The following is a 21,796-nucleotide window of genomic DNA, read 5'->3' on the forward strand; positions in this document are numbered from 1 at the left end:
AGACGTTAGAAATAATTGCCCAATTTAGGAATAGAGAGTTGATCAAGAGCGGTATCAATCGCTGATGTCAGGTCAGAAAGCAAGTCGAAGAATCGGTTGCTAAGTGCTGATTGCAGCTGTCTCCAGCACTCTTCGACTGGGTTGAGTTCCGGGGAATATGCTGGTAACATGACGAAGGCGAGGTCGTCGCGGGCCGCCAGGTCCGTGACAGCCGATGCCTGGAAATACGGCGCTCCATCGAGCACGACGATTAAATCCTCTTCGAATTCTTTGCATAGCGCGAGAATGAAATGTTTCGCGTGATCGGCGGTGACGTACTCGGTGAACCGTGAGAAGAAGCACTCGCCGTCTTCGGTAATCGCGCCAAGCAGACACGTCCGGTCGCGTTGGCCAGAAAGTTCGACGCTCGGCCGCGTGCCGCGCGGAAACCACGCGGCACGCGGCTCAACCTGGACGGATTTCTTGGTCTGATCGATGCAGACTACTGTGGCGTCCATCTCCCGCCGCTTTTTTTGAGTTCCTCGCGGAACTCTTCTGTATCTGACTCCTCGGCTTCGGCGGCTGTACGGCACGGTTTTTGGTAGCTTAATCCAGCTTCTTTGAGCAACCGGCGGCAACTCGGATAGGAGTACTCGACGCCGTAGGTTTCTTCAAGAAACTCCTGGACGAGCGCCGGCGCGTCGATACCGACTTTCTCGGGAGGTTCGTGAACGGTGCGTTCAAACTCTTCTTGCTGTGTTTCTGAGAGTTTTCGTTTTCTCCCGGGTCGATGAGCATCAGAGACAGCTTGCTCAAGCGGTTCGTCCGTATCGAGTCTCATGAGCCAGCTGTAGATCGTTCTTCGACCAGTGTCGTGCCACTCTGCAAGTTCGGTCTGCGTCAGGCCGTTCTTATATGCAATCGCTGCTAACAACCGTTGTGTCGGCTTGTTTCCCTCAACCTTGCCAAGGGCGTCTTGGAGTTCTTCGACGGAGATTTCGTCGAGATGGTCCATTGTCTACAGTGACAACCTACGGGCGAAAAATTCTAACGGTTACTATAGTCGACTATACGGACGAAGAAGACGTCGCGCTGGCGCGCTACACCGAGTTCAAAAACAAGATCGTGAGCCAACTGGACTGCACAGGTCCCGACGGGCGCTGGCGACTCACCGGTAGTGACATCGACGCCGTCCTTCGCAAGACGGCCAACAAAGCGGTCTCACCGTCTCTCTGAACACCGATCACCGAGAGCCACATATGTCAGAACACACTCAGTCGTCTCGTACGGACGTCGAATCGACAGCAAACAATGAACGGTCGTCGCCAACCGAGTACGTCGAACGCAGCGACGTCGGTGTCTCGCTCACCGTGACGCTCACTCCCGGAACCGGCACCCGTGACCAAGACAAGTCGCAAAGTCGAAGGGCAAGACCCTCGAGGACGCCCGCGAGGACATGGAAACGCTTCGATCGTACATCCACGACCTCGCCGAGGACGCCCGCCAAATTCAACCCGAGGAAGAAGACGAGTAACTCGGCGCTGTTTTTTCGTCGCCGCAGCAGGAGCGGAGGCGACACTCAGTGAGTAACTCGTCAGAGCAATCCACGGTATCGAGCGGTCTGTCACCAGAGCAGCGGCTTGAGCCACCAAATACGGGGTTTCTCAACGCCGGTATCGTGACGATCCACGACATGGAGACGCTGCGGGCCTGCGTCGCCTACGAGAACGCGAATCAGAAGCGAGTCCAGATCCTTCGGCGGCTCGAACACCGGGCCAACGAAATCCGCGCTGAGGAGGATTGAGACGACACTCGTCGGGCAGTTTTTCGGAGCCTCCAATGGGTGGAGGCTCGATTCACATGAGCAATCGACCGGACATCGAGATTCAACAGCAGACTGCATTCGGCGAGGATGGCCAGCTCGAAGTCACCGAAGCGAGCGTCGAAACGTCCCTCGAGGACTTCGGTGCGGACGTGGATCACCGCGACCGCGATTCACGGCTCGATCGGCCAGCGGCGAGTGAGTTCGGCGTCGACGACCGGCCCGAAGTAGAACGGTCGGCCGAGGGCGACCAGTCGACCCTCTTCGCCGATACAGACAATGATCAGCAGACGCTCGCCGGCGAGCAGGCTACCAAACAGTGTCTCTTCGAGGACGGTGAGGCTGACGACACCTGCTAACTCGTCTTCGACCACACTGGTGACGGACGAGAGATGTTTCCCCATAGCGGCTTAGCTCGTCGTCGCTGGGTCACCAGTCGAACTCCTCGTGAATCTGCCGACCCTCGTCGTTTAGAACGGGCCCGACGACGTCGCTGACGCCGTCGAGGATTTCTGCCGATCGAACCGACGGCTCGTTACCCGTGAATTCCGCGATCTCGTCGCTGCCGACGCTGTAGACGACGCGGTCGGACCCGACCGTGGCCATTCCCCCGGCACACATCGGGCACGGCTCCGTACTCGTGTACATCACCGTCTCGGCACGTTCGTCGGGGTCGAGTTCGCGACACGCGCGGTAGGCGAGATGCAGTTCGGGATGCCGGCGGATGTCATTCTCCGTGACCTCACGGTTCGAGTCGGTCATGACGACCGCATCGTCGCGGACGAGCACGCTGCCGAACGGCTTGTCGCCGCGATCGGCGGCCTCACGAGCGAGTTCGAAGGTTCTGCGCAGATGTGAGTCATGGTCGAAGTCGTCGACGTTCGTGTCAGTCACATCTGTAGGCTGATCCAAGCGGCCAGATAAGTCGTTGGGAGTGACGCGTAACAGCGTGATTCGAGAGCTGTCGAGCGACGGTCGTTTTGTGAACGCCCGAGAGGGGCGCGGGCGCGAGCGAACGTGCCCCAGAGGTGACCACAATGGAAAACACCGACGAAACGGTAGAGCATCGGCTCACAATCACCATCGACAGCGTCGACCCCCCCCCGTCAACGAGGACGTACGCCATACATTCCTCGAAGATCTCCGCGCAGAGCTCCGAAATCTGCTCGTAGAGAGCCAGGGCGTCGAGGTCGACCAGGACAACATCACCGTCGCGACGGGCTATCGCTACGCACAGGTGCCGACAGAATGCCCGCTCTGCAACGAGGGTCTCGACCTCCTGAGCGTGCACCTGAACGACGAGAACGGCGCGTACGCGAGCGCGAGGTGTTCCGACGAGGACTGCGAGTGGAGTGGCGACGCCGTTTATCGCATCATCGACCTCGAAGGCGGCAAGAGCAACGCCGTCGAGAGCGGCGTCCTGACCGGCGATATCACGCCGAGTTACGACCCTTACTGATGAATTCAATGGAAGACACGCCCACGTTCACCCGTATCGAACCGATCTGCCCCCGCGACGACTGCAACTCGCAGCTAGGTATCGGGAAACCCGTCTACGCAGGCGAACAGACCGATATCGCCTACGCTGACATCTGGTGTTAGGACGAGGAGTGTTCGTTCACTGCCTGCGCGCAGTTCGCACTCGTCGATCTACTTCACGAAGAGGCAGATTCACACACCAGTCTCGTCCACGCCGGAGAGATCGAACCACGAGAGGCGCGATATCAGCGGTGAGTTAACCAACATTAGGAGTGTTTAGCTGCTGTTGTTGAGCGTGTCATAGAATACGTCTCATACGCTCTACCTGGCGATTATATGGCCTCCATTTCGCGGTGACTCGGTGGATCTCATCAGTCATGAGATTTTATTCAGTTCCACTTCTGTGAATAATGTCTGTTGAGAACTATTGTATGACACGCTCGCTGTTGTTGGTTAAGATTGGCGTCTACTGCTGGTTTTGTCTCGCCCCGAGAGCGGGCGCGGGGCGATCATTCCCGCGTCTTCTGGGTGATTCGAGATGGCGCTTTCAGCACGTCCGAACAGCAGCATCGCCACTGAAATTACAGCCGCTCGGCAGGCCGACCACGTAGCGTTCCTTCACCGGGTTCCATTTGCGCTTGACGCATTCCGGCTCGGCTTTCTCACGGGCTTTCGCGAGGACTGTACCTACCAACAAAAGCAGTACACAGACCTGGAGTTGCCGGTCAGGATGCTCGATAACGATTTCCGCAATCCTGATCTCGATCGCTATGTCGAGCGCTTTTTCGAGTACGAACCGCAGGTCGGCGTGATCGGTGACGCCTACGACGTCGACGAGGTCGACGAGTATGTCGCTGCTGCACGCGAGATTCAGGGCAGTTATCCAGCGGCGGGCCTCGTGATTGTCCCAAAATGCCGGGCAGCGATTCATGCGGTCCCCGATGACCTCGTGGTCGGCTACTCGCGCGGTTACGCCGGTCGACTCGCCCACGAGTTTTCTGACCCTGTAGATTGGCGTGGCCGTCGCGTCCACATTCTCGGAGGGAGTCCACCTAAGCAACTCGACGTGATCGACCAGCTTACTCGTCCGACGCTGACGGATGAGCCGCCGGCCGATATCGTCGGCCTCGACTGGAACGGTGTCCATCGTGGGGCGCAGTTCGGCGAGTTCTGGACGCCCGACGGCTGGGACGACAGTGGTCGCGACGCCGAGCACATGACAGTACGGAAGACCGTGCGCCACGGCCTTGCCCGGGTTCGTGACTTCTGGGCGTCGCAGGGTGTCTGGCCCGAATCGACGCTCCAGGAGGACGGGACCGACCTCGCGTATCGCGGCCCGTCACCGGGCGATATCCAGAGCGCAGCTTGTACCGAGTGTGGCGCGAACGTCTGGACGACCGAGCGCGGCCCCTACGTTGCCAAGTACGACACTGGTGAGATCTGTGGCTACTGCAGCTACGAGTGCTACTTCTCGCATCGCCACCGAAACAACCTCGAGGAGATCGCCGGCGAGCAGAGCGTCTACGTCCCGCCGTCGTGAGACTGATCCACCGGCCAGCGAGACGAGTGTCAATTGACCGGAGTCTTCACTCGAATCGGTCGGGTTTGATTCTCGCCAGCCGGAGTGCGTTCGTCGTCACGCCGAGGCTCATCCCCATGTCGCCGACGATGACAGCGACCGCAACGTTCACCAGACCGAAGGGAACTCCGACAGCCAGCAGCGCCTTCACGCCGACGCTCGCCCAGATGTTCTCCCGGATGACGCCGTTCGCTTTCCCCGACAGCGCGTAGAGATACGGGAGCTTCGACAGCTCGTCTCCCATCAGCGCGACGTCCGCCGACTCGACTGCCGTGTCAGTCCCAGCTGCGCCCATAGCGACCCCGACCGTCGCCGACGCAAGCGCTGGCGCGTCGTTGACCCCGTCACCCACCATCATCACCCCACCGAACTCCTCGTCGAGTGCGGCCACCGTCTCGGCCTTGTCCTCGGGCAGCAACTCTGCACGCACGTCGTCGACGCCCGCCGCCTCGCCGACCGCGCGTGCCGTCACCTCGTTGTCGCCGGTCAGCATCACGACGCGCTCGACGCCAAGGTCGTGGAGCCGTTCGACTGTTCGCTTCGCTTCCGGCCGTATCTCATCGGCCACGGCGACGACGCCGACGATTCGCTCCGTGGTTCCGACGAGGATGACAGTCTTCCCATCAGCTTGTAGCTCTTCGATCGTCTCAGCGCTAGCGGCAGCGGTATCGGTGCCGCCGGAGTCCTCGACAGCGACACCGCCGTCGGACACGGGACGGTCGGGATCGAAGGTGAGCCCCAGCTCCTCGAACAACGCGGGCTTTCCGGCGAAGTACGTCTCACCGTTCAGGTCGGCCTGGACGCCCTTTCCGGTCAAACTCTCGAACGACGAGACGTCATCCGTGTCGACCGCCGACTCGTCAGCGGCCTCGACGATCGCTTCCGCGATCGGGTGTTCACTGCGCTCCTCCAGACTCGCCGCCACGGACAGCACCGATTCGCGGGACTTGCCACTCGCGGGGACGACATCGGTGACGGTGAGTTCGCCGTGTGTGAGCGTCCCCGTCTTGTCGAACGCGACCGCTCCGACCGTTCCGACCGATTCGAGGTGCGTCCCGCCCTTGATCAGCACGCCGTTCTTCGCGGCGCTCGTGATCCCGGAGACGACGCTGACGGGCGTGCTGATGACCAGTGCACACGGGCACGCGAGGACGAGGAGCGCGAGGCCGCGCTTGAACCACGTCGCCCAGTCGCCGGCGAACACGAGCGTCTGGCCACCGAGACCGAGCGAGATACTCTCACTGATGAGCAGCGGTGGTACCGCAGCGATCAGGACCGCCAGTATGACGACGACCGGCGTGTACTGGCCGGCGAATCGGTCGACGAACTGTTCGTGGTCAGTCTTGTCCCGCTGGGCGCCCTCGACCAATTCGATGATACGGGCGAGCGTGCTGTCCTCGGCTTCCGCCGTGACCTCAACCTCCAGGTAGCCCTCTTCGTTGATGGTGCCGGCGTACACCTCGTCGCCGTCCGCCTTGTCGACGGGCACACTCTCGCCGGTGATCAGGGCCTGATTGACCGCGCTCTCACCTTCGACAACGGTGCCGTCAGCGGGGATGCGGTCGCCGGGACGCACGATAACGCGGTCGCCCACGCGCAGATCCTCCACCGGGACGGTCGTTTCCTCGCCGCCTCTGCGGACGGTCGCGGTCGTCGGTGATAGGTCCACGAGTTCGCGGAGCGAGGACCGGGCGCGATCCATCGCGTACTCCTCCATCAACTCGGCAACGCTGAACAGCACCGCCAGCATCCCCGCTTCGAGATAGAGCGCCTCGGCGAAGACGAGGCTCGCAGTGATCGCGCCGAGGATGCCGAGGCTCATCAAGAGATCGATGTCCAGCGAGCGCGTGCGAGCGGAGTAGTAGCCGTTCCGGAGAATCTGCTCGCCGCTGATCAGTGCGCCGAGCAAGTAGAACAGTTCGGCGGTGGCGAACTCTCGTCCGAGGAGACTGAGGAGCGTTACATCGAGTCCTGACAACAGGAACTCCAGTACGAGGCCGACGAACAGCAATCCGCCGCCGAGCCACGTCTTGAGGGCGCGTGAACTCAGCCACACGTCTTTCGCTCGGCTCTCCTCAACGAGGTCTTCCTCCGCTGTGTCCGAATCGGCTTCTTCGACATCGTAGCCCGCACTCTCGATGGCGGCGACGAGGTCGGCACGCGAGGTCTGCTCTGGGTCGTAGGTCACGATGACGGTCCCGGTCGTCGGCAGCGTCTCGCGGTCCTGAACGCCCGCAATAGTGTCGAGTGCGTTCTCGATTTTGCCCGCACAGGACGCACAGTCCATCGTGGGCACGTCGAACCGTTCGGTCTGGAGATCATCGCGTGACTCAACGTCGTAGCCGGCGGCCTGCACGCGTTCGACGAGGGCGTCCACCCCAACCGTCTCGGGGAGATATTCGACGTGGACGGTGCCGTTCATCACCTGCGGCTCGACGGTGACGACGCCGTCGAGTTTCGAGACGCTATTGACGATCTTCTCGGCGCAGGAGGGGCAATCCATCCCGGGTACGTCAAGTGTGACGGTTCAGGAGTCGAGACCGTCCGAACCAGCCGCATCTGTAGTCATTGTGCGTAGAGACGGGTCCAGATGACAAGCCCGTTTGGTTGGTGTGTACCAACTCCCGTTAGGCGTCGGGGGAAGAGAGGTGGGTGGACGAGGAGCGGTCAGTAACGTACGCTCCGGCCAATTGGGCTTCAGCACGGCGGAGCCGATAGGAGAGCGTCGAGCCGGGGATATCGAGTTTCTCAGCAAGTTCGTAGGTCTCGATCTCGCGAGGAGTCTGGTAGTAGCCGTGTTCGACGGCGGCCCGCACGGCAGCGTCCTGCTCGGGCGTCAGTAAGGGGCGCTGTCGTCCGGGGTGGCCTCGTCCGCGTCGCCGACGCGGACGAAGGTGACGCCAGTGGTGTCGTCGATTTCGCTCTCGATGGCGCCGCGGAAGGCGTGGTAGGCAGTATCGTCAGGGGCGATGATGCGCCACTCGTAGCGGCGGCCGACCCACGTCGTCTTGAAGATGAGGCCGTCGCCGAAGTGATCGAGTGCGAGGTGCGGGATGGAGGTGCAGGACGGGGTGCGCGACCAGTAGGAGTAGAGGACAAGCGCGTCGTTAGTGCGGTCGAGGATCTGGGTTTCTCAATCGGCTTCGCAGTCGCGACGAGCCAGACAGTCAGTGTAGTACTCTGCGTTGGCGACGGTCTCAGCAATATCGTCGAGGGCGCTTTCTCTCCCAGTTACGTAATCGACGCGCCAGAGGTTGTCGGGGGAGACGTGGCAGGAGAGAGACCGAATTTTCGTCTCGGGATTGTCGGCGAGGATATCGGCAACGGCGTTGGTGTCCGGAGCGTATTCGAGGGCGAAGACGAGCTCGCGCATACTGTTCTATAGCGTGGAAAGGGGTATGAACGCGTTGACGTACGTTCCTGCTTTCGTCGCCGGCTGGTGACCGATTTGCGCGTGGTGTTTAGGTCGAGAAATATGCCGACTCGAAGGTGTTGGGTGTCTCACTGTCTGGTTTTTCAAGCCCTCAGAGAGGGCGAGGGCCTCATCGAACGCTCTCAAAGTCAGGTGATCTTCGTGAGTCAGCAACAGTACACGAACGATGTCTCAGTCGACGAGATCCCAATCGATATTTCGAACACGCAGTCCGGTGAGATCGAGCCAGCCGAGATACCTGCGGAGATCGAGTCGGTCACCCACGGACTGGCGAGCGAACAGCCGCCGACGAATCCGCTCGTCGTTCTCAAAGCCGCGCGCTGGTGGTACCTACACGGGAAGGGAGGGTACGATCCAGCCTTCCGGTGGGCCATCGAATGGGCACGGCACCTCGCGACTGACACACCCAGCGATGTCGAGCGGTTCGACGAGTTCCTCGAGTACCTCGTCGCGGTCGGCTTCGCGGACGAGAAAGCAGCCCTCCGGTGACTGCCGTAGTGAGTTTTTTGTGCGCCCCGAAGGGGTGCGGCGCGTCCTGAACTGACGCAATCGCCGTGAACTCGATTCGGTGAACATTATGGCTACGACCAGTGACTCGTCGGTCTCGTTCGAGGAGACCGACGCCCGACGCGACGAGATGCACAGTACCATCGAAACCTGGATCGACGAGCTCGTCGACGACGTCGACGACGCACAGGTCAACGCGGAGTTCCAGGAGTGGCTCGACGTCCAGAGTCGCTTCCACAACTATTCCCATCGAAACACGCTGCTCATCAACCTCCAGTGCCCCGAAGCAACGCGGGTCGCGGGCTACAACACCTGGCGGAATGAGTTCGACCGGCACGTCCAGGAGGGCGAGCAGGCCATCTGGATCTGGGCCCCGATCATCACCACGCAGTGCCCGGAATGCGAGAATTCGCCGAGCTACCACGAACAAAGCAACTGTGAGTACGATGAGACGGCGCCCGACGAGTGGTCGGAAGGGCTCGTCGGATTCAAACCAACAGCTGTCTTCGATGTATCTCAGACGGAGGGTGAGCCGCTCCCCGAGCTAGAAACCGAGGCGACTGGCGATGCCGACGACCTGGTGCCCGGGCTTGATGATGCAGCCGCTGATATCGGCGTAACAGTCCGTATCGTCGACGCGGCCGAGTGGGAGCATGGCGACGCCAAGGGCATCTGCAAATACCGGAGTCAGCGTGATCTCCAACCAGTCGTCGAGGCGAAAGCCCGCACGAATCAAGCCGACCTCGCCGTGACACTCATCCACGAGTTCGCTCACGCCCTACTCCACGCCGATGTCACCGACGAGACTGAGCGATCGAAACGCGAGGTTGAGGCCGAGGCAGTCGCGTACATCGTCGGGCGGTATTTCGAGTTGGATACGAGCGGGTCCGCGTTCTACCTGGCCGCGTGGCAGGACGACAACTCGGAGGTGATCCAGGATCGTCTCGGCCGGATCAGTTCAACCGCCCAGGAGATCATCGCCGTCGTCAGCGAGATGACCGACAATGAGTGATCGACCACTTTTGCTCGAGATCATCACTGCACTCGAGGAACAGGGCCTCGATCGAGGCGAGTACCAACTACAGCGGATGATCGACGTCGAAGCCCTCGAGCGGGTCGTGGATTCGACAGGCCCACAGACTGATCTCGAGATTCGGTTCTCGGTTAGTGAGTTCCGCGTGGTAGTGACACCATCCGATGTGGCCGTACTTGAGACTTCGTAGAACAGGCTACCAAGACAAGGGCGTCAAAGGATCCCCAGAAGTCCACGAGGACTATGGACTACTCCACAAGCGAATAGAGCTTCTGACGGGCGTCTCGAAAGGACACTCGTTGCTCAACTAACTCTTTTTCCTCAAGCCGAGAGATCGCATAGCGAACAGTCCGAGATGAAAGTCTAGTTTCCGTGACTAGTTCTTTCTGTGTACACTCTCCCTCGAATTCCAGCGTCTTGTGGACCAACTTCGCACTCGGTGGCAAGTCCTCGAGCCGTTCTTTTGCGGTGCTCACGGTCTGTAGTACTTCTTCGAAGTAGACACTATAGGTCGTTTCGCTTCGACAATTCGGCTCATTCATCGAGAACACTGGAAGACTACGTCAAATCGAACCAAATTTCATTCCAATTTCTAAGTGACCGCTCGGTTCGGTTTCTGTGGTGCCAGATGGGCGCACACCATGACAGATCATCCGACGTTATCGGAGTTCACCACGAACCAAGCGACTGACTCGAGGCCGACCAGTCAGCCATCGACCGAGAAGACCGTGACGATGACGGCTGACGAGCGAGTTGCAATGTACCTTATCGAAGATCAGATGGCAGATCTCACAGACGCGATCCGTGAGGCCGTCCAGAACGGAATTGACAGTCCTGGATCAACTCGGGTTCTGGTTAGCATCTCACCTGAGCGATCGCTCATCCTCGATGATGGCGCTGGTGTTGACCTCGAGTCGACCGAGGGACGACGCAACCTTTCGGTGCTTGGTGCGGGAAGCAAGCAGCGAGCTGATGACGAGACGATCGGCTGACCGCCGAGAGCCGGGAGGTAATGATCGAGGCGATGGCGTCCGAGTCATCGGACGAGCAGTGGGCCGAGCGCAAGCTATTCCAGCTGGCGACCGAGTCCCGCATTAGCCTCGAGGAGATCCAAGCGGCCCCGAAAATCGGGTGGGTCGACAGTGCCCAGAAAGGCGCGGACAAACTCGTCGAACGTGGTTACGTCGTCCTCGATACGAGTGATGCGGCAACGCAACGGCTTCGCGACCTCGCCACTGACGAAGATACATCGATAGCGGTGCCGGAGACGTTCGATGTTGGCGAACAAGCAGAGTCAGAAGGTGTGTGGACAGGCTATCATCGCATCGAGGACGAATCGCAGTTGAACGCTGATCAGCGGCGCTATCTCCGCTTTGCGCGAGTACTTGTAAAGGAACTTGAGATTGAGCGGGGCGTGTACTACGGCAAGGCGAGTGCCGATGCTTGGACTGACGGCAGGACGTACATCGTGATCACCGACTCAGCCGTGACGAGTCGCCAGCGTGCGGTCTGGATGCACGACCTGTATCTCGTGGTGTTGCACGAAGCCGCTCACGAAACCTCAAGTCGGGATCGGCCCTCGCACGGACACCACTTCGAGAGTACATTTCGATCGCTCGTTGAGAATCCAGGGAATCGAAGTGCGTTCGCGGAGCTTGTCCAGCAGGCCGTCGACGAGGGATTCAAGTCTGTGTTCGACGAGTATGAAGTGGGGCTCTAGCAGAACGCGGCCATCACTTCTGGACAATTCCGGTAATGGAGCGGCGAGGTGGAAGATCGACTCGAGCAGCGTAGTGTCGCGATCTATCGGCATGCAAGGCAACTCTTCGAGGAGTCGTTAGCACTGTTCTTCTGGTGATGTGATCCGAAGTTCATCCTCGACTTCGTAGAAGTAGCCCCGTTCGAGGAGCCGAGTAAGTGCGTGCTCGACGTCCCGTTGCTCGAGTGCTAACTCTGCATCGGCGACCAAGATGTCAGTGGCATCGTCGTAATCGACCAGCGGAACGCTGACTTCTCCGTGATCTGGCCGACATGCCTGCGTACACAGCCGGTCGTAGCACTCGAGAATCCACTCCGGAAGTGGTGGCCGTGGATCTGTAATGCCAGCCATCGTAGTTCTGTATGGCAGTTTTGATGGACAGGCGTTTAACAGTATCCGTCGAATCCACTTCTCTCACAGGGACAGTGTACTTCCTTGTTGGATTGAACTGACTATTTCTACCACGTTGTTGAGCGGCGCAGAGAGACAGATGTCGAAGGTATTCCTGAACGCAGCAAAGCGTCACTACAGGCCGGTCTCAAGTTCGTTGACAGCTTCCTTCAAATTTGACATCACGCAACAAGAGCGACTTAGCAGATTTCCTTACCGAGCTTCCGAGCATCTACCGAGCTTTCGAGCATCCTCGAAGAGTACCAAGTCATCATGTCCATGGCAGAGATCGATGTCAATACTGCACAATTCGAACAGAATTACAAGAAGGTCAATTTCTAATCTCCTTCTTTATTAACTTTTTAAGCGGGGTGTGTCTACTATTGAGCAAGCAGACGATGCAATCCACATCTACGAGGACCAGCTTTGTGAAGTACTGAAACTTACTTGTCCCGTGGGAACTGAACACTAGAAATTCAATGGTCGAGATTCCCGATTCCCTTTGCTCTCTGTTCAGCGCCCCAATCGAAAAACGAAATGGAACATACGTTGTTGAAGTTCCCTTGAGTGAATTTGATCATGAAGCGGTGTCAGCTGACGAAACATATCGTGTAGCGATTCTTGAGTCACCAGCTTCGACAGAGTCATCGATGCAACAAGAGTCACAGCAATCTCCTTCTCGGGAAACCGTGAACCGTGCCCCATCGGGACCCCCCTGTCGAGGAAGGTGAGGTACGTACTGTAACAATCGAGACTGTCGGCGATCAGGGCGACGGCATTGCAAAAGTCGAACGTGGGTACGTCGTGATCGTCCCTGACGCCCAACCTGGTGACGAGCCTACCGTCAAAATCGAGCAGGTTCAGAAGAACGTCGCGTTTGCGAGTATTGTCGCTAGCGGCCCGAAAGCATTGTGAAAGACCAGCCAGATAGCCGAGAGCTTGATCTGTTCTCCTAATCTGCTTACGCCGGTTATCTTTGTGCGCCAGTAGGAGTGAGGCGCATACTTGTGTGCCTCGAGGCCACGAATGAGTACAGATCGACCACCCGAGAGCAATCCGCATCGAGATCGACTGACAGACGAGTACACGAGCGACCGCGATCGCAGCTATCCAGGAGACATTGCCCGACTAAACGGACATGAGCTTGTCGCGATCGATGAATGGCTGCCGGGCACAGAGCCAACACCGTACGAACTCGATCTCACTGATGGCTACGAGTATCGGACACGGTACTGGCGGTGCAGGAAGTGCGGTCAAGAACGCAACCACCGCGACGAGTTCACCGTCCCCTGCAACAACCCCCAGCCGGCGACTGCCCTCGAGGCAGGTGGCTACTCGATCGACGACCCACGAACTCGCCGTGCACTGAACGAGAAGTTGGACGTCCACTTTGCAACAGTGGGCCCGGTCTACGAGGTCCATAGTGAGAGCGGGAACACTTACAAGGTCGATATCGAGGCAACAACGTGTACCTGTCCTGATTTCGAGCAGCGTCAGCCAGATGACGGCTGTAAACATCTTCGCCGTGTCGACCTCGAGATCCGCACTGGACTTGTCCCTGTGCCAGATGGCACGTTCAGCCGCTGACTGTCGAGTGATCTCGTCACGCGAGACGGTTTGTAACCCCCGAAAGGGGTGCGGGGGCTCGAAAGGAGCCCACCGTAGCAACCCATGAGACAAAGAGAAACAGCAATCGTATCGACAGGCATTGAAACAACTCGGTTCCTACATCGAGGGATCGCCAGATGATTGACCGCGACGAATGCCGACATGTTCGGAACCTGCCCGCGATCGGACAGGGTATTCTGGTCGGTTCTGTTCGGATAGTTGCGAGGTCCGCTACGAGCACCTCCAAGCGGACGCTCGAGATGCCGCAGTGGACGAAGCCGAGGATCGGTACTGATGCTCGAGCAGATCGATCACCGTGGCAAGCGTTTCACGATCGATGACGAGGACGTTGTCGACGACGTCGCTCGTGAACGGTGTCGGCGAGCCGAACTGCTCGAACGGCAGGCTCAGTGAGAGATCCGTGAGCTCGAGCGTGCGAAGGCATGTTGCGAATTATTTGGAAGTTAACTCATACGCATAAATATACTAAGTCACGGTCTTTGATATCAGATGGAAGGATTATTTTGGAAGGACCACCCGTTCAAGTGAGGTATCTTGTTTATAAACACCCACACCACGTCGTTCAAGTGAAACGGCGAAAAACACAGTTGAGGGATCAGAACTGGTGACAAGTTGAAGCTTCTCCGTCCATAGCTTCGGAAACGGTGGAGGGAGGTATCCTAGACGAACCAACAATTTCCGATGCAATCTATTTCTTCAATAGTCGCGAGACTGCACCGATATCAGTGGTGGTTGAGTTTTCTGAACAGAATAATCACCAATGTTGTCGATGATAGTGCTCTTAGATACGGCACAGATATACGTGGACAGCTTTTGTGAACCATACCAATTAGTAACAAATCTTTCTCTGGAATTTCCGGAGCTCTTGAACGAGTTCGGACCCTCCGTCGTTTCCGGAGCTTTCAGTGATCACTGAGCTGTTCAAATCACCGAAGCACTGGACTCAATAATCAGAGATATCTGCCTGAAGGAGATTGTTGTCATTAGCCATCGACTGAATGATGTTCGCCACCTCTTCAAACCGGTTCGTCGAGAGAAGAACCTCAAGAACTGCGTTTAACGGGACATCAAGCTCGTACTCGTGATAACGGCCAGCTGAGAGCCCTTCGTTCCGTTCATAGACGTTGATGAGCCCAAGCATGTTCATATCTGAAAGGTGATCACGAACACGCCGTTCGCTCACACTATCAGCATCAAGTCTATCACAGATCTTTACATACCGCTTGTAAAGATCGCGAGATCGAACAGGAACTTCGTTGAGCGCTTGGCGATAAGCAAGTGTACAGAGGACTGCGTGCCCCTGTGTTGTGAGTTCCTGCATTCCTTCATAGAGTTGGTTCTTTTCGAGTTCATCTTGAGCATCCCGGACATGCTCCTCGGTCACGATATCGGCATCTTCAGCCTGAGCTAGTTCTCCAGCTTCGCGGAGCAGACGGATCGCCTGTCGGGCCGATCCAGTGTCCTGAGCGGCAAAGGCCGCACAAAGCGGAACCACGTCTCCATCGAGGATGTCATCATAGAACGCTTTTTCAGCACGTGGTTCGAGAATCGAGCGCAGTTGGTTCGCGTCGTATGGCGGAAAGAGGATTTCTTTTTCAGCGAGTGTGTCCTTGACCTTTGGCGAAAGATTATCTCGGAACTGGAAGTCATTGCTGATACCGACGATAACTGGGCGAACGTTGCCGACATAACCGTTCGACCGCGCTCGAGGAAGTCCATAGAGAATATCATCGGAGTCACCGATGTTGTCGATCTCGTCAAGGACAATCACAACAGTACCACTGAGTGCATCGAGTTCTTCATAGAGGATATCGAATACACGTTGCTGGGAATAGCCGGTGGTACTGATGCGATCTCTGTTCTGGCTTTCACGAAGCTCGTTTACGAGTGCGACTGCGACCTGGTAAGACGAGGAAAGGTTCTCACAGCTGACCCAGACGGTTGAGAGATCAACGTCATCGTACTCGGCAGCATCGTTCTCCAAGTGCGATAGCATAAATTTGGTCGCGACGGTTTTTCCTGTTCCCGTCTTCCCGTACAGGAAAATGTTCGATGTCGGGCGGTTATCGATGATGGGTTGGAGAGCTCGTTGGTATTTCTCGAGTTCCACGTCCCGTTCACGGATATCCTCAGGCTCATACGAGTCGTCAAGTGGTTCGGCATCCGCGAACACTTGACGATCCCGCTGGAACATTCCTATGAGAGATTACAATACAACATGACATGATAAAGCCACCGCTTCCTTAGCTTCCGAAGCGTCCTAAGCTCAGATGTTTATAAACCAACCCCACACCACCATTTCTTAAGCTCCTGTTCTTTATAATACACCCTCACCCCACTGTTTCCGGAGCTTTCGTTTGAAAAGGTACTTCCTCTTTTCGACGATGGTCTAGTGAAAGACAAAGTTTTAAATAAAAGTGAGTAAAACAGTAAACGCACTGCAGGAGCAACTCAATTATGGATATATTATATGTTATTTTTTAGTGGTTTACGCTATGCGATTCATGAGATCTTCCGGTGATATAGACCTCTCTTCTAAGACCACCTCCTCCTTTGTTTGAGATAGCTCCGGAAACGGTGGAGTGAGGGTTCTCGGAACGCGCCATTAGCAAAAGCTCCGGAAACGGTGGAGGGTTGTCGTCTCTCCTTCACCGTACCATTCGCCATCACTCCCGTAACACTGCAGATCTGTTCCGATCTTCTCAATGAGTATCGCTAAGTGAACTACCCTGCCTACTCACTGCCTTCAGCGGCTCCTTGAGGGCGAGGATGTAGCACTCTTACCGCCACCGCTGACGTTCGACTTTGACCTTACAGATTCTCACGACAACTTGCACGAAGCTTCGGAACTGGTGGAGATACCTCTGTCTATAGCTTCGGAAACAATGGTGTGTATTATAGACAAACCACGATCTCCGGTGCAATCTGATTCTCCAATAACCCTGGCTAGAGGAGATCTTAGTGGCGATTGCTTCGGAAACAGCGGAGGAGCAAAACGCAGTCTTACCAAGCATTTATTCTGGTTCTGACTCTGTTGTTTGGTAAGACAATGCCAACTCCCCGTTGCTCCCAATTCACTTCCGCAGTATCTCGCCGACGGTGTCCCGAAGCAAGACGACGAAAGTTTGCAGGCTCTCCAAGACTGGATCAACGAACTGCTCGCATATCGACGGGACATCGCCACCGAGGACATTGACGCCGGAGAGGACGAGTCGATCGAAGCCGCCAAAGAATCGAGCGAAGGGACCGTAGTGATCAAGAAGGTAAGCTGTGGCAAAGACAACTGCAAATGCCAGCGTGGCGGGCTGCATGGTCCGTACAAGTACGTTGTCAGTCGTAAGGGGGATAGCCTCAAGTGGGATTACAAAGTCCAGTACCCGAATAAAATCCGTATGGGTTTCACTATGGCTGCTCCTGGGAACGGCTACTGATTCGTGCGGCGTCGAACTCGAGATGTTCCCTCTTGAACCACGAGGTTAGACTAACAAACGATACGCGAATCTTGAGAGCGCGAAGATGGGATAGCGATGGCTCGGTCCGTCGCGAAAAACTAACGCTGTGCTGGCTAACTCTCCAAACCCTCACTCGGTCTCGAAACCCCAGCGTTCGAGCTCCTCAGCAACGATCTCTGGCCGCCGCATCGCAGCGACATACGCTGCCTCTCGAACGTCCGTCTTCGAGACACTGGTCCCGAGTTCGTCTTCGACCGCGTCAACGAGTTTCTCCTCGACATCCTGGATGCCGCTGCGAAGATAGAACTGGACCATGTCTCGGTCTTGCTTGACGTTGTCCCGCGTATAGACCCAAGGAACGCCGCCATCGTCACGGCCTGATTGAGGGAGTTCTGGTGCGACCCCGTCGTTACCAGTCTCGACTACTTCTTCGATAGCGATATCGTTAGAGGAGGCTTCGTCCTCAGGCTCCTCTTCAAGGGCATCATCGACAACGTCGTCGATGTCCTCCTCCACGTTCTGGTCATCCGTGTCGTCGACGTTATCGCTGAACGGATCGCTGCCAGCACCTTTCTTCATCGTTCACCGACCTCTGTGATCTCTACAGCCAGTTGCTCTAACTTCTCGAGCGTCTCCATCTCATGGTCGCGTTTCCGATCACGGTGGTGCTCAACGTAGTAGCGAGGAGTACACTGCTCTTTCCAGCAGCCTTGGAATAGCGACTCCCGTGTACGAATCGCGACCGGTGCTGGATAGCCGCGGTTACGGATTTCCTCGAGGTACTCCTGTTGGTCACTTGTTCGACCGATGCCGTTCGGGACTCCTGCAAGAACTCCGATCTCGACCTGTTCATCGCTGTTCGAGATGGTGCCTTCAAGGCCGTCGACGAGCTCTTCGAGGCCGTAGATACTTTGCATCCCTTTCCCCGTCGGTTCGATTGGGATCACTAGCGATCGCGTCGCGTTCACTGCGTTGTAGAGGTGAGGTCCCGCAGTTGCTGGCGGATCAATGATGATTGTGTCATACTCGTTGGGGACCCCAGCTTCGAGGAGGACACGCCGCAACTGGTCGGTTGGATCAAAGTCCTCATCGAGATCGGCGGCCATCTGCTCAGCTCGAGTCAGGAGATCACCGAGTCGCTCCATCATGTTGTGGCTTGGGACGACATCGAATCCGAAATCAGTCTCGAAGATGAGTTCGTTGAAGTCGCCTTTCGACCGGTCAATCAGATGGCGAGCCAAGTTGTCTGCGCCGCCATTGTCTCGTGGGGCATCGACGCCGAGCAAGTGAGTCAGCGATCCGTACTGTGGATCAAGGTCAACTGTCAGGACGTTGCGACCGACGCGGGTGTGTTCGTCAGCGAGCGATGCAGCAAGTGTTGTCTTTCCAACACCGCCAGCCTCCGAATACGTGGCATAAGTAAGCATGTATTATCGGATGAACTGATTGATTATAGTTTTTCGCTAGTCCTCCTAGCTGAGCTTATTGATTGGCCTAACCGATTAGTCTATCTAAATATACCTCTTTACTCAGACGCCGGCATAGATAATGGCTTCAATTGACGGGTCTCTGTCCAACTGACTCCCCGAATATTGTTCCAAGACTGCTTCTACTGCCTCTTTGAGCACTCATATGTAGAACAGACTGCATCTGGAACTGACTAACACGCCTCTGCTAAAAATGAAGTTTTATAGATGGGCTAATGAGTTGGCCTAACCGATTATCCTATCTGAATGGTTTGCTTCTATGTTACCATAATCCTAAAAAAGAAAAACCATCTGGATGGACTATTGAAATGGCCTAACCAACTAGTCTAATCGAATGCCTTCCTGAGAACACGATTAGGAAATTATTCACACAGGGAAGGCTGCCTATCCTTCATCTACCATTTCGATCCATAAGTAATAGTGATCGATCTATGACTGGAGTTGCGTGGCAGTTGAGGCGATTTCGCTTTTGGTGGGCTCGTCGGTAAACTCGACAACTCTATCGCCTACACCGAAGACGTATCTCTGGTAGGAGACATCGACGTGAATCCAGCATTCGATGTCAGCGTCTGTCGAGTCATACTCGCCCTCACTTGCGTTCTCTCCTTGCTTCAGCACATCAAGCAGGTATTCTTCGATACGCGACGCGCTCGAGATTCGCAAGAGGTGATCGGCAGCGATGTTGTCCAGCACCTCTGCTGGGGTTCCATATCCCTCGCCTACGAAATAGAACTCGCCATAGTACTCATGTGACTCAATCTGAATACAGAGTGTATATGTTTCAGCCATATCTGTAGTTGACAGAGGTTATCTATCAGAATGCCTATTCATAAATCACTACCCAATAGTATCTGTACCGATGGCTCCGTGAGCAAGGTTTAGTCCAGATGCTGTACAACTACGTCATATGTCTTTCACTATCAGTTGGCACACGCTCTCTGATGAAATCGCAGACTCAGAACAGTGTATCGATGATCTCACCAGTTTCCACACAGGAACAGAGTTCCAAGGATGACTGCCTACCGCTTTCGCATCAAATTCAATCCGGATCCTACATCGCTGTGGCGGGATATCGTCGTCGGCGCAGACAGAACGATCACCGAGTTGCAGTCGGCGATCAACCCCGCAGTCGGACTTGATCAGGGCCATCTCTGGTTCGTTGGAGAGGATGAGGACTACTGGGACAGTGCTGTCAAATACCAGTGTCCGCAGGAATACGAGGAGTCACTCAGTGGCGACCCACTGTTGCGTACCGAGCGGATCGAGAACGCTGGAGACGTGACGATCGGCGAGATGACCCGCCAACTTGGGCTCGAACAGTACGATCGCATATGCTATCTGTATGACTACGGCGATGAATGGCGGTTCTACGCCATTTTGAAAGAGGTCCTCAGCGACGAGCCGAGTGACAAAGAGCCGGCCATCGTGAAAGAGAAAGGCGATCCGATCAATGACCAGTACAATCCGCCGGAAACCGGTGAGAGCGATCCTCCCCTTCCTGAACCACTCTATTCAGTTCTCCCCGAAACCGCTGTCCCTGTTGCGGATCTTCGTGAGCTGGAAGAGCGCGATCGTGTCGTCCACGTTATTCTACTACTCAGTCTTGAAACTGGGTTTGGGACAGTCTGCGAGCGGTTCGCAATTCAGTTTGAGGACACAGGGTACGTCATCGAAAACTTTCAGCCGGGATGGCAGATCGTTGAGGAAGTTGATGGAGTAGACAAGACTGAGGAAGAACTTCTAGCAGCCCTTGCGGATGCAGTGCGTGAGTGGCACGCTGAAATCGCGGAGATCTCTGGTGCAGTGACGGGACAGCACTTCGACGAGGAGACTGTCGAAGCGATGCATGTCGAACTGGAAGCAGAACTCGAACGCAAAGGGTATGGGCATCTTTAAAATTCATTTCGTGTGAGAATTAGGTACGGAATCTGATTCTGCTCAGAGCTCGTACTCGCTCGCGCGTGCGCGCGAAACACAAAGATCAGAATTTGAGATCCGAAACTGTGGGTCGCCACAACCTCGGAGGATGATTTTGATGCGTGGCTTATTTACGACATATCTATGTATGAATCATCTGACCAGTAGAGGTCGTAGACTTATCGCCAGTAGCTCCAGTAGTAATGCCCGAAAAAGAGCGCACATATACCGGCGAATGCGACTACCGACGTGTTTCGAACGGGAGTTCTTCAAGCATAACACTAACCAGATGACTCCCTCACCTTCAGCCATGATTTAGCAGCGCCTATATTCCCAGAATGGACGGAATGAGAACAGTCGCAGCTACCGCTAGCACGAGACCGTTAATGAGCGCTGGAATCACAAACTCCTCACCAGAAACACGCTGAATCAAAGGAAGCGTTACGTCCATTGTCGTTGCGCCACCCGGCGCGATACTTGTTACCCCACCGAAGTACTTGGCGACGACTGGCAGCACGAAGAAAGTAACAATCTCTCGAAAGAGGTTCGCAAGAAACGCAATCGTGCCCAGTCTCATCCCGCCGAGATCAAACACGACAACCCCCGCATAACTGTACCACCCAAACCCTGCTGCGACTGCTGCGGCGTGGGTGACTGGCATATCGATAACTACTCCAAACAGCACGCTACCAAGAATACTCCCGACAGCCACAGCCAATGGAATTAGGAGTACGCCCCATCCGAAATGTACGATATGGCTCAAAGCCTCAGTATCGCCTCCGACTGTAACGCCAACGCCGAATAGCAGCGCCAAGAGAGCATAATCAGAGAGGGATACAACACCCATGACGAAGTGCTCTGGAAGCCCGATGGTTGAGAGTCCAAGACCAACCACGAGCGAGATGAAAATGAGAATAATGATCTGCCAATCAAAGCCATCAGCTCCTAGTTCCGACGGTGAGCCTTGACGAGCGATTGTACTCTCATCGGGCGAGGCGAATAGCGGATCGACAATCGACGTGATCGCGGTGAGCAGGTAAACGCACATGATACTTCCGATGACACTTCCGACACACAGCACAAGTGCAGATCCACCAATCGTGTTCAAATCTTGAAGGATTTGGTCATCACTACCGAGTTGTGCACCGATCGAAATGAGGAGGATAGCGAGGCCGGTAAAGTTGATGCCGTCACCGATCTTCTGAGTTCGATAAAACGGTGAGTAATATCCAATTAGACCACCGATTACCAAAGAGACAAGCAGCATCCCGATACTCATATTCTACCATTGGAAGACACGGTATAAAACAATTCCATCTATAGCTTACAA

The 21,796-nt window shown here is 56.1% G+C and carries 22 protein-coding genes and 5 pseudogenes; 15 read left to right on the forward strand and 12 right to left on the reverse strand.

The window, feature by feature from the left end:
• Positions 1–5: 5 nt before the first annotated feature.
• A protein-coding gene (locus tag AC0QDI_RS21675; protein ID WP_474671769.1) for an IS630 family transposase occupies positions 6–994 on the reverse strand; the annotation gives its coding sequence in 2 pieces (ribosomal slippage) (positions 6–514 and positions 514–994; 990 coding nt in all).
• On the opposite strand from AC0QDI_RS21675, the gene AC0QDI_RS21680 reads away from it, so the two are divergent.
• The 4 genes and pseudogenes from AC0QDI_RS21680 (at position 994) to AC0QDI_RS21695 (ending at position 2,160) form a co-directional block, all read left to right on the forward strand.
• Complete coding sequence (locus AC0QDI_RS21680; protein WP_474671771.1) at positions 994–1,215, forward strand: hypothetical protein; 222 nt, start codon at positions 994–996, stop codon at positions 1,213–1,215. The genes AC0QDI_RS21675 and AC0QDI_RS21680 overlap by 1 nt on opposite strands.
• Before the next feature lie 23 nt (positions 1,216–1,238).
• Positions 1,239–1,513 (forward strand): annotated as a pseudogene (locus tag AC0QDI_RS21685) (DUF7389 domain-containing protein).
• Between the two features lie 48 nt (positions 1,514–1,561).
• Positions 1,562–1,783 carry a DUF8129 domain-containing protein gene (locus tag AC0QDI_RS21690; protein WP_474671773.1) on the forward strand — a complete coding sequence of 74 codons (222 nt, stop codon included), beginning with the start codon at positions 1,562–1,564 and terminating at the stop codon, positions 1,781–1,783.
• 56 nt (positions 1,784–1,839) lie between these two features.
• Positions 1,840–2,160, forward strand: coding sequence for a hypothetical protein (locus AC0QDI_RS21695; protein WP_474671775.1), 321 nt, complete (start codon positions 1,840–1,842; stop codon positions 2,158–2,160).
• A 70-nt stretch (positions 2,161–2,230) separates the two neighbouring features.
• On the opposite strand, the gene AC0QDI_RS21700 is transcribed toward AC0QDI_RS21695, so the two are convergent.
• The gene (locus tag AC0QDI_RS21700; protein ID WP_474671777.1) at positions 2,231–2,713 is read right to left on the reverse strand and encodes a nucleoside deaminase; all 483 of its coding nucleotides are present in this window, start codon (positions 2,711–2,713) and stop codon (positions 2,231–2,233) included.
• A gap of 70 nt (positions 2,714–2,783) precedes the next feature.
• Here AC0QDI_RS21700 and AC0QDI_RS21705 point away from each other — a divergent pair, with 70 nt between their 5' ends.
• The 3 genes from AC0QDI_RS21705 (at position 2,784) to AC0QDI_RS21715 (ending at position 4,820) form a co-directional block, all read left to right on the forward strand.
• The gene (locus AC0QDI_RS21705) at positions 2,784–3,260 is read left to right on the forward strand and encodes a hypothetical protein (RefSeq protein ID WP_474671779.1); all 477 of its coding nucleotides are present in this window, start codon (positions 2,784–2,786) and stop codon (positions 3,258–3,260) included.
• A complete protein-coding gene (locus AC0QDI_RS21710; protein WP_474671781.1) occupies positions 3,260–3,403 on the forward strand; it encodes a hypothetical protein in 144 nt (47 codons plus the stop codon). The genes AC0QDI_RS21705 and AC0QDI_RS21710 overlap by 1 nt, the downstream gene beginning before the upstream one ends.
• Before the next feature lie 415 nt (positions 3,404–3,818).
• Positions 3,819–4,820: a DUF6610 family protein gene (locus tag AC0QDI_RS21715; RefSeq protein WP_474671783.1), complete on the forward strand. Its 1,002-nt coding sequence runs from the start codon at positions 3,819–3,821 to the stop codon at positions 4,818–4,820.
• Between the two features lie 46 nt (positions 4,821–4,866).
• On the opposite strand, the pseudogene AC0QDI_RS21720 reads toward AC0QDI_RS21715, so the two are convergent.
• Positions 4,867–7,428: pseudogene (locus AC0QDI_RS21720) on the reverse strand (heavy metal translocating P-type ATPase).
• A 58-nt stretch (positions 7,429–7,486) separates the two neighbouring features.
• Positions 7,487–8,232, reverse strand: a pseudogene (locus AC0QDI_RS21725) (helix-turn-helix domain-containing protein).
• 201 nt (positions 8,233–8,433) lie between these two features.
• On the opposite strand from AC0QDI_RS21725, the gene AC0QDI_RS21730 reads away from it, so the two are divergent.
• The 3 genes from AC0QDI_RS21730 to AC0QDI_RS21740 all read left to right on the forward strand — a co-directional run bounded on the left by AC0QDI_RS21730 (position 8,434) and on the right by AC0QDI_RS21740 (position 10,022).
• On the forward strand, positions 8,434–8,781 hold the full coding sequence (locus AC0QDI_RS21730) for a DUF8013 domain-containing protein (protein WP_474671785.1): 348 nt from the start codon (positions 8,434–8,436) through the stop codon (positions 8,779–8,781).
• Positions 8,782–8,869: 88 nt separating this feature from the next.
• Positions 8,870–9,811 carry an ImmA/IrrE family metallo-endopeptidase gene (locus AC0QDI_RS21735; RefSeq protein ID WP_474671787.1) on the forward strand — a complete coding sequence of 314 codons (942 nt, stop codon included), beginning with the start codon at positions 8,870–8,872 and terminating at the stop codon, positions 9,809–9,811.
• Positions 9,804–10,022, forward strand: a complete 219-nt coding sequence (locus AC0QDI_RS21740) for a HalOD1 output domain-containing protein (protein ID WP_098727679.1) — start codon at positions 9,804–9,806, stop codon at positions 10,020–10,022. Before AC0QDI_RS21735 ends, AC0QDI_RS21740 begins: the two co-directional genes overlap by 8 nt.
• Before the next feature lie 58 nt (positions 10,023–10,080).
• Here the strand turns inward: AC0QDI_RS21740 and AC0QDI_RS21745 are convergent, their stop codons facing one another.
• Positions 10,081–10,374 carry a MarR family transcriptional regulator gene (locus AC0QDI_RS21745; protein ID WP_474671789.1) on the reverse strand — a complete coding sequence of 98 codons (294 nt, stop codon included), beginning with the start codon at positions 10,372–10,374 and terminating at the stop codon, positions 10,081–10,083.
• A gap of 99 nt (positions 10,375–10,473) precedes the next feature.
• Here AC0QDI_RS21745 and AC0QDI_RS21750 point away from each other — a divergent pair.
• Positions 10,474–11,552, forward strand: a pseudogene (locus AC0QDI_RS21750) (hypothetical protein).
• 117 nt (positions 11,553–11,669) lie between these two features.
• Here AC0QDI_RS21750 and AC0QDI_RS21755 read toward each other — a convergent pair.
• Positions 11,670–11,942 carry a hypothetical protein gene (locus AC0QDI_RS21755; RefSeq protein WP_474671791.1) on the reverse strand — a complete coding sequence of 91 codons (273 nt, stop codon included), beginning with the start codon at positions 11,940–11,942 and terminating at the stop codon, positions 11,670–11,672.
• A 518-nt stretch (positions 11,943–12,460) separates the two neighbouring features.
• Between AC0QDI_RS21755 and AC0QDI_RS21760 the strand changes: the two are divergent.
• Positions 12,461–12,896: pseudogene (locus AC0QDI_RS21760) on the forward strand (TRAM domain-containing protein).
• A 111-nt stretch (positions 12,897–13,007) separates the two neighbouring features.
• Positions 13,008–13,568 (forward strand): hypothetical protein, encoded by a 561-nt coding sequence (locus AC0QDI_RS21765; protein ID WP_474671793.1) that lies wholly within the window; start codon positions 13,008–13,010, stop codon positions 13,566–13,568.
• Positions 13,569–14,553: 985 nt separating this feature from the next.
• On the opposite strand, the gene AC0QDI_RS21770 is transcribed toward AC0QDI_RS21765, so the two are convergent.
• Both AC0QDI_RS21770 and AC0QDI_RS21775 read right to left on the reverse strand, forming a co-directional pair.
• Positions 14,554–15,810, reverse strand: a complete 1,257-nt coding sequence (locus tag AC0QDI_RS21770) for an orc1/cdc6 family replication initiation protein (protein WP_474671983.1) — start codon at positions 15,808–15,810, stop codon at positions 14,554–14,556.
• Between the two features lie 874 nt (positions 15,811–16,684).
• Complete coding sequence (locus AC0QDI_RS21775) at positions 16,685–16,921, reverse strand: hypothetical protein (protein WP_474671998.1); 237 nt, start codon at positions 16,919–16,921, stop codon at positions 16,685–16,687.
• On the opposite strand from AC0QDI_RS21775, the gene AC0QDI_RS21780 reads away from it, so the two are divergent.
• Positions 16,862–17,041: a DUF6788 family protein gene (locus tag AC0QDI_RS21780; protein WP_474671985.1), complete on the forward strand. Its 180-nt coding sequence runs from the start codon at positions 16,862–16,864 to the stop codon at positions 17,039–17,041. The two genes, AC0QDI_RS21775 and AC0QDI_RS21780, sit on opposite strands and share 60 nt — an antisense overlap.
• A 150-nt stretch (positions 17,042–17,191) precedes the next feature.
• Here AC0QDI_RS21780 and AC0QDI_RS21785 read toward each other — a convergent pair whose 3' ends face one another.
• The 3 genes from AC0QDI_RS21785 to AC0QDI_RS21795 all read right to left on the reverse strand — a co-directional run bounded on the left by AC0QDI_RS21785 (position 17,192) and on the right by AC0QDI_RS21795 (position 19,338).
• Positions 17,192–17,641, reverse strand: coding sequence for a DUF7970 domain-containing protein (locus AC0QDI_RS21785; protein WP_474671795.1), 450 nt, complete (start codon positions 17,639–17,641; stop codon positions 17,192–17,194).
• On the reverse strand, positions 17,638–18,489 hold the full coding sequence (locus AC0QDI_RS21790) for a ParA family protein (protein ID WP_474671797.1): 852 nt from the start codon (positions 18,487–18,489) through the stop codon (positions 17,638–17,640). The genes AC0QDI_RS21785 and AC0QDI_RS21790 overlap by 4 nt, the downstream gene beginning before the upstream one ends.
• Positions 18,490–18,978: 489 nt before the next feature.
• Positions 18,979–19,338: a hypothetical protein gene (locus AC0QDI_RS21795; RefSeq protein WP_474671799.1), complete on the reverse strand. Its 360-nt coding sequence runs from the start codon at positions 19,336–19,338 to the stop codon at positions 18,979–18,981.
• A gap of 222 nt (positions 19,339–19,560) precedes the next feature.
• On the opposite strand from AC0QDI_RS21795, the gene AC0QDI_RS21800 reads away from it, so the two are divergent.
• Complete coding sequence (locus tag AC0QDI_RS21800; RefSeq protein WP_474671801.1) at positions 19,561–20,445, forward strand: DUF7964 domain-containing protein; 885 nt, start codon at positions 19,561–19,563, stop codon at positions 20,443–20,445.
• A gap of 346 nt (positions 20,446–20,791) precedes the next feature.
• On the opposite strand, the gene AC0QDI_RS21805 is transcribed toward AC0QDI_RS21800, so the two are convergent.
• Positions 20,792–21,745 (reverse strand): LysO family transporter, encoded by a 954-nt coding sequence (locus AC0QDI_RS21805; protein ID WP_474671803.1) that lies wholly within the window; start codon positions 21,743–21,745, stop codon positions 20,792–20,794.
• Positions 21,746–21,796: the final 51 nt, after the last annotated feature.

This window comes from Natrinema sp. LJW11 (genome assembly GCF_056135975.1).

What these genes read in the sequence shown, in the direction of transcription:
- AC0QDI_RS21695 (WP_474671775.1), top strand. Translation starts at nt 1,840, where the DNA reads ATGAGCAATCGACCGGACATCGAGATTCAACAGCAGACTGCATTCGGC.
- AC0QDI_RS21710 (WP_474671781.1), top strand. Translation starts at nt 3,260, where the DNA reads ATGAATTCAATGGAAGACACGCCCACGTTCACCCGTATCGAACCGATC.
- AC0QDI_RS21715 (WP_474671783.1), top strand. Translation starts at nt 3,819, where the DNA reads ATGGCGCTTTCAGCACGTCCGAACAGCAGCATCGCCACTGAAATTACA.
- AC0QDI_RS21735 (WP_474671787.1), top strand. Translation starts at nt 8,870, where the DNA reads ATGGCTACGACCAGTGACTCGTCGGTCTCGTTCGAGGAGACCGACGCC.
- AC0QDI_RS21740 (WP_098727679.1), top strand. Translation starts at nt 9,804, where the DNA reads ATGAGTGATCGACCACTTTTGCTCGAGATCATCACTGCACTCGAGGAA.
- AC0QDI_RS21745 (WP_474671789.1), bottom strand. Translation starts at nt 10,374, where the DNA reads ATGAATGAGCCGAATTGTCGAAGCGAAACGACCTATAGTGTCTACTTC.
- AC0QDI_RS21755 (WP_474671791.1), bottom strand. Translation starts at nt 11,942, where the DNA reads ATGGCTGGCATTACAGATCCACGGCCACCACTTCCGGAGTGGATTCTC.
- AC0QDI_RS21765 (WP_474671793.1), top strand. Translation starts at nt 13,008, where the DNA reads ATGAGTACAGATCGACCACCCGAGAGCAATCCGCATCGAGATCGACTG.
- AC0QDI_RS21775 (WP_474671998.1), bottom strand. Translation starts at nt 16,921, where the DNA reads ATGCAGCCCGCCACGCTGGCATTTGCAGTTGTCTTTGCCACAGCTTAC.
- AC0QDI_RS21785 (WP_474671795.1), bottom strand. Translation starts at nt 17,641, where the DNA reads ATGAAGAAAGGTGCTGGCAGCGATCCGTTCAGCGATAACGTCGACGAC.
- AC0QDI_RS21790 (WP_474671797.1), bottom strand. Translation starts at nt 18,489, where the DNA reads ATGCTTACTTATGCCACGTATTCGGAGGCTGGCGGTGTTGGAAAGACA.
- AC0QDI_RS21795 (WP_474671799.1), bottom strand. Translation starts at nt 19,338, where the DNA reads ATGGCTGAAACATATACACTCTGTATTCAGATTGAGTCACATGAGTAC.
- AC0QDI_RS21800 (WP_474671801.1), top strand. Translation starts at nt 19,561, where the DNA reads ATGACTGCCTACCGCTTTCGCATCAAATTCAATCCGGATCCTACATCG.
- AC0QDI_RS21805 (WP_474671803.1), bottom strand. Translation starts at nt 21,745, where the DNA reads ATGAGTATCGGGATGCTGCTTGTCTCTTTGGTAATCGGTGGTCTAATT.